This window comes from Moraxella sp. VT-16-12 (genome assembly GCF_002224245.2).
GTDB lineage: Bacteria > Pseudomonadota > Gammaproteobacteria > Pseudomonadales > Moraxellaceae > Moraxella.
On the sequence record NZ_NKHK02000019.1, the window covers coordinates 1 to 4,243 of the forward strand.

At 40.8% G+C, this 4,243-nt stretch carries 4 protein-coding genes and 1 pseudogene; 1 reads left to right on the forward strand and 4 read right to left on the reverse strand.

From position 1 onward, the window contains the following. Nucleotides 1–85: 85 nt before the first annotated feature. The 4 genes and pseudogenes from CEW93_RS10515 to CEW93_RS10525 form a co-directional block, all read right to left on the reverse strand. Nucleotides 86–520: a hypothetical protein gene (locus CEW93_RS10515; protein WP_089539324.1), complete on the reverse strand. Its 435-nt coding sequence runs from the start codon at nucleotides 518–520 to the stop codon at nucleotides 86–88. 509 nt (nucleotides 521–1,029) lie between these two features. Beyond that, nucleotides 1,030–1,509: an MbeB family mobilization protein gene (locus CEW93_RS11100; protein ID WP_370511955.1), complete on the reverse strand. Its 480-nt coding sequence runs from the start codon at nucleotides 1,507–1,509 to the stop codon at nucleotides 1,030–1,032. Nucleotides 1,510–1,537: 28 nt separating this feature from the next. Then, nucleotides 1,538–2,158: pseudogene (locus CEW93_RS11105) on the reverse strand (relaxase/mobilization nuclease domain-containing protein); the annotation flags it as partial. Between the two features lie 47 nt (nucleotides 2,159–2,205). Beyond that, nucleotides 2,206–2,535 carry a MobC family plasmid mobilization relaxosome protein gene (locus CEW93_RS10525; protein ID WP_089539322.1) on the reverse strand — a complete coding sequence of 110 codons (330 nt, stop codon included), beginning with the start codon at nucleotides 2,533–2,535 and terminating at the stop codon, nucleotides 2,206–2,208. Nucleotides 2,536–3,153: 618 nt separating this feature from the next. On the opposite strand from CEW93_RS10525, the gene CEW93_RS10530 reads away from it, so the two are divergent. Beyond that, nucleotides 3,154–4,243, forward strand: a 1,090-nt coding sequence (locus CEW93_RS10530; RefSeq protein ID WP_186727969.1) for a replication initiation protein, incomplete at its 3' end; no start/stop codon positions are given.

Here is a 4,243-nt window from a genome sequence, read left to right on the forward strand (position 1 = left end):
AACGCAAGGGCGTCGGAGTTCTAAGTTAACCGAGATTGCGTTTGTGACACAAAAATCCGTTTGTATGGCAACATATGGGCGGATTTTATTTTGGTGGCTTGTTATCATCCCCTTTGGGAATAACTGAAAATAGCTCCATTTTTGGGCGTTTTGCGGTCATCTCAAAAACCGCCCAATCTTGAACCATATTGCCGTAGCCGTCATCTCTTAAAATGGTGCTTTTGAGCACCTTGTTATTTTCAATCACGCTAGTTTCAGCCAATGCACTTTCAACCTGCTTCACTAAATCATCAATCGTATATCCGTCCTTAATGGCTCGGCTGTTGTAGTGATGCCTACCCATATACAAAATTTCGTTACATTGAACAACTGGCAAGCCTTTTTCAAGTTGTTTTTGGTTGATTGTGGTTAACTGCTCATCAGTCAGCTTGCCGATTGCTACAAATTTAGGGCGTTCACCGTTTTGTAGCTGTTCTAAGTTGGTACGGATAATTTCTAGGGCATTATCGTATAGGGGCATAATTTTTTACCTTAAAATAATGGGTTTTTCTTTGTGCGTGCTATGATAAACCAAAGAATTTAACAATTACAAAACTTGTGGGGGTAGACGAAATTAACGCCCAAACCCCCTGTTATTATCTCGTCTTAGCTCTTTTTGCTGTTCTGTAACAAGCTCGTTAGCCTGCTGTTCTCGCTGTTTAATTTGGCGTTCTGTGTCGTCAATTTGTCTATTAGCCCCTGTAATTGCTCGTTCTGCATTCTCAAAGACCGATTGACTGCTGTTAATTGCTGCATCTGCTCGCTCTGTGTTGCTGTGGTCGCTTGTAAAGCGTTTAACTGCTGTTCTAGCTCGTTCAACAATGCGTTGTAGTCGTTCATAAAGCTGTTGTGCATTGGTTAAAAAATCCTGTCTTTTTGGAGAAATCGCATTTAAGGGGTCTAGGAGCTCCGTAGAGTGATTTTTGGTATTGAGTGGCATCTTACCACCACCCATCCCAAAAAAATCGCTTGTAGGGGCTTCTACGGCGTTTATTTGGGTATTTTGATTGTGTGTCCTCCGTTTTTGTTGGCGAATACTTCCGCTTTCTTGTTCTTGGTCGCTAGGTAATAATATTTGTCGTCCTGCTGTATGTTGAATCGGTTCAACACTTTGGGCGGTAGTGGCATTTGTTCTATGGTCGCCAAAATTTCGGCTTGTTCGGCTCGGCTGTCTTTCAGACTGCTGTAAAAATACATCGCCATTCCCCCCAATGCTAGGACTATCGCCAATAATACCCCTATGGTTATCATGAGCCAATTCTTGAACGCTAGGGCGGTGTTTAATTTCGCTTGCAGACTCTTTTGGTGGTTGATAATAGAGTTTGCGATTGAATGCTCGCTTTCTCTCAATCTCTGCTGTAAGAATTGTTCCAGTTTCTGCAATTCGTTCTGTACGATTTGCTCGGTATTCTCGGCTCGCTCGCTCGTTTTCTGTTGAATAGTTTTGGCTAAATCTGAAAGCGTCTGCATAAATTTCCCCTTTTAGGCGGATATTTCGCCCATTTTCGTTGGTTGGGTCTTTGATACTGATTGAATTAGGGGTAACTCTCGCCACAGATAGTCCTAAATCGCTCTGTATGGCGTTTAAAACGCCTTGACGGTCTTTTACCTTACCTAAGCCCATTTCGTTCATCAGATAGCCTGTAATCGCTTCCTGTAACGCTTTTTTGTCTTTGGGTAGGTTAGACTTGGGTGTCAATGGTTGGCGATTAGCTGGGTCATTGGGGTCTGTTAGGTTATATTTGGCGTTGGTGCAGTCTTTGAATGCGTTTACTCTCTTTCTGTCCACGCTGTCAAAATAGGGGTTTAACGCCTTACCTGTGGTTAATTCAACCTTTGGAATGACAAAATTCAGCTCTAACCGCCCTTTGTCTCGGTGTTCTATCCAGCAGATGTTGTATTGGTCTTGTTCTAGTCCACACAAAAGGGCTTTTTCAAAGTCTGCCATAATCTCACGCTTTTGGCGGTCATCAAGGTCGGACTCCCCGAACGATAATACCCCAACCGTGTATTTGTGCTTAAATTCTAGGCTGTCGGCTAACTGCTGTGTTAATTTGGGGTCGCCTTGTAATACTTTGGCGTGTTCTCGGTCGCCTTTCCTGCCTAGTAAATAATTCATTGTTGCTAAACAAGTACCTTTCCCCTTATTGGGTAAAAATTTAACAATCACTGGTTACGCTCCAAAAGTTCGTCTAGTTGTTCCCTAATGGTGGCTAATTCTGCGGTTACTCTCAAAAGATTGATAATATCGCCCCTTGCTTGCTCGGTGTTGGTGGCTTTGGCGATTTGGTTCAAGTTACCGCCAATCTTGGCAAGTTGTCTAAGTAGTTCAGGGTCTGCCGTCTTGATTGGTTTTTTCTTGGGGGATTCAGTTTCTAAACAAGTATCCCTAATCCAAGTTGCCAACTCTGCCCCTGTTTTTTTGTCTAATAGAATCTGATGTTCTTGTTCGGTTAATCTGATTTTGATTTCTTTGGTGCGTTTTGGCGATTTCATTGTTAAAAATTTCCAATGTTGCAAATGTAATGACATTGCACGCCTATTGTCATATTTTTATTTTGTAGTGTAATGTGCGTGCAATGTGTTACATTTTTCTTTTGCCTTTTCAACAGGGGGTTTGGGGGCTTGTCCCCAATCATCGTAGCGAAGTGGAGATGACAAGGGGTTAAGGGGAATTCCCCTTACGAGCTTTTAAGTATCCCAAAGGGTACTTAAAGTATGCTCGCCCTTACTATAAAATCATTATATTTTACTATGGTTTTTAGTGGTTGAAAAGACAAAGAGAAGTAGTTTTAGAGTCAAAATTCAAAATTTTTTGAAAAAGGAGGACGGTATTATTTAATTATATATATTATTATATTATAGGGGCGTTTTTTCTTTTTAAAATCAATAGATTACAGTATTATAAACGGAGAAACCCCTGAATTCAAACGGAGAAACCCCTGAATTCAAACGGAGAAACCCCTGAATTCAAACGGAGAAACCCCTGAATTCAAACGGAATTTATTTTTTTTTTCCTTATATGTACTTTTTGAAGGCTTTTCCGTATAAAACGGAATTGATTATAATTTTTCCGCTTGTTATAATGAGCCTTATTTTTTATCCGAGATGCCCATGTCTGATTTTGTCCAAAATGCCAGCTTTTATATTGAAGGTAAAGAAATTGAGATTTTTAAATCAAATGCGTTGGTTGAAGGTGCTTTCGACCTGTCGCCAGCCGAGCATGATTTGATGACGTTGGCGATTAACAAGCTATTTAGCCAACGTATCGGCGGTAAACAAGTTTTTATCTCTGCCAAAGAGTTTGCCGTAGCTAATAAAATCAATCAAAATTATGCCTATGAAGTTTTGGCGGAAACTGCTAAGAAAATTTATGGACGAGAATTTAAAGCACAAATCTACAAAGATGATTTAAAGCGATTGGCGGGCGAAGAAGACCCTTACAGCGTGGCACGCCCAAAAGGTTCACATACTCCAATGGAATTAAAATCCCGTTGGGTTCAAGCCGTAGCCTATCACAAGGAAAGCGGTTTTATTGCTATTATGTTCTCTGATGTTTTGGCTTATTTAATCCAAAAGACAGGCGAAGCATACACCAAATACCCCTATGAGAAAACCATAGATTTAAAGCGTTTTCACACAAAACGTCTTTATGAATTTTGTTGCAAACGAGCTGGCTCAAAACTGCCCCAGGGTAAGAAACACCCACAAGCTACAATGGTGGTTGATGAATGGAAAGAATTTTTTGGGTGTGCTAATAAATACGAAGCTGTTAATGATTTTAAAAGATATGTATTAACGCCTGTAATTAAAGAAATTAATGAGCAGGGCGAGTTTGAGCTGACATTGGAACAGGAAAAGCTAGGTAAAATCATCACGCATTTTACGCTAATTATCAATGATAAACGCACTAAAACCGCCAAAATTGATAAGATGATTAGCGATAACCGAGACCCTAGCACGGTGGACATTATACACGGCTTGACCGATAAGGAGCTTGTTATCGTCCGTCAAAAAGTCGCTGATTATATCGCCCATTTGGAAAGCAAGGGCGAGCCAGTGAACGATTTTCATAGAAAAAATATTGAGAATAAGGCGATAGCCGAGCGGTGGGGGCTTGATGAATACTATGAGCAATTACAAAAAGCCGAAAATGAACGCCTAGAACGCAAGGAGCAAGCGGAGCGTGAAAGACAAGCCAAAC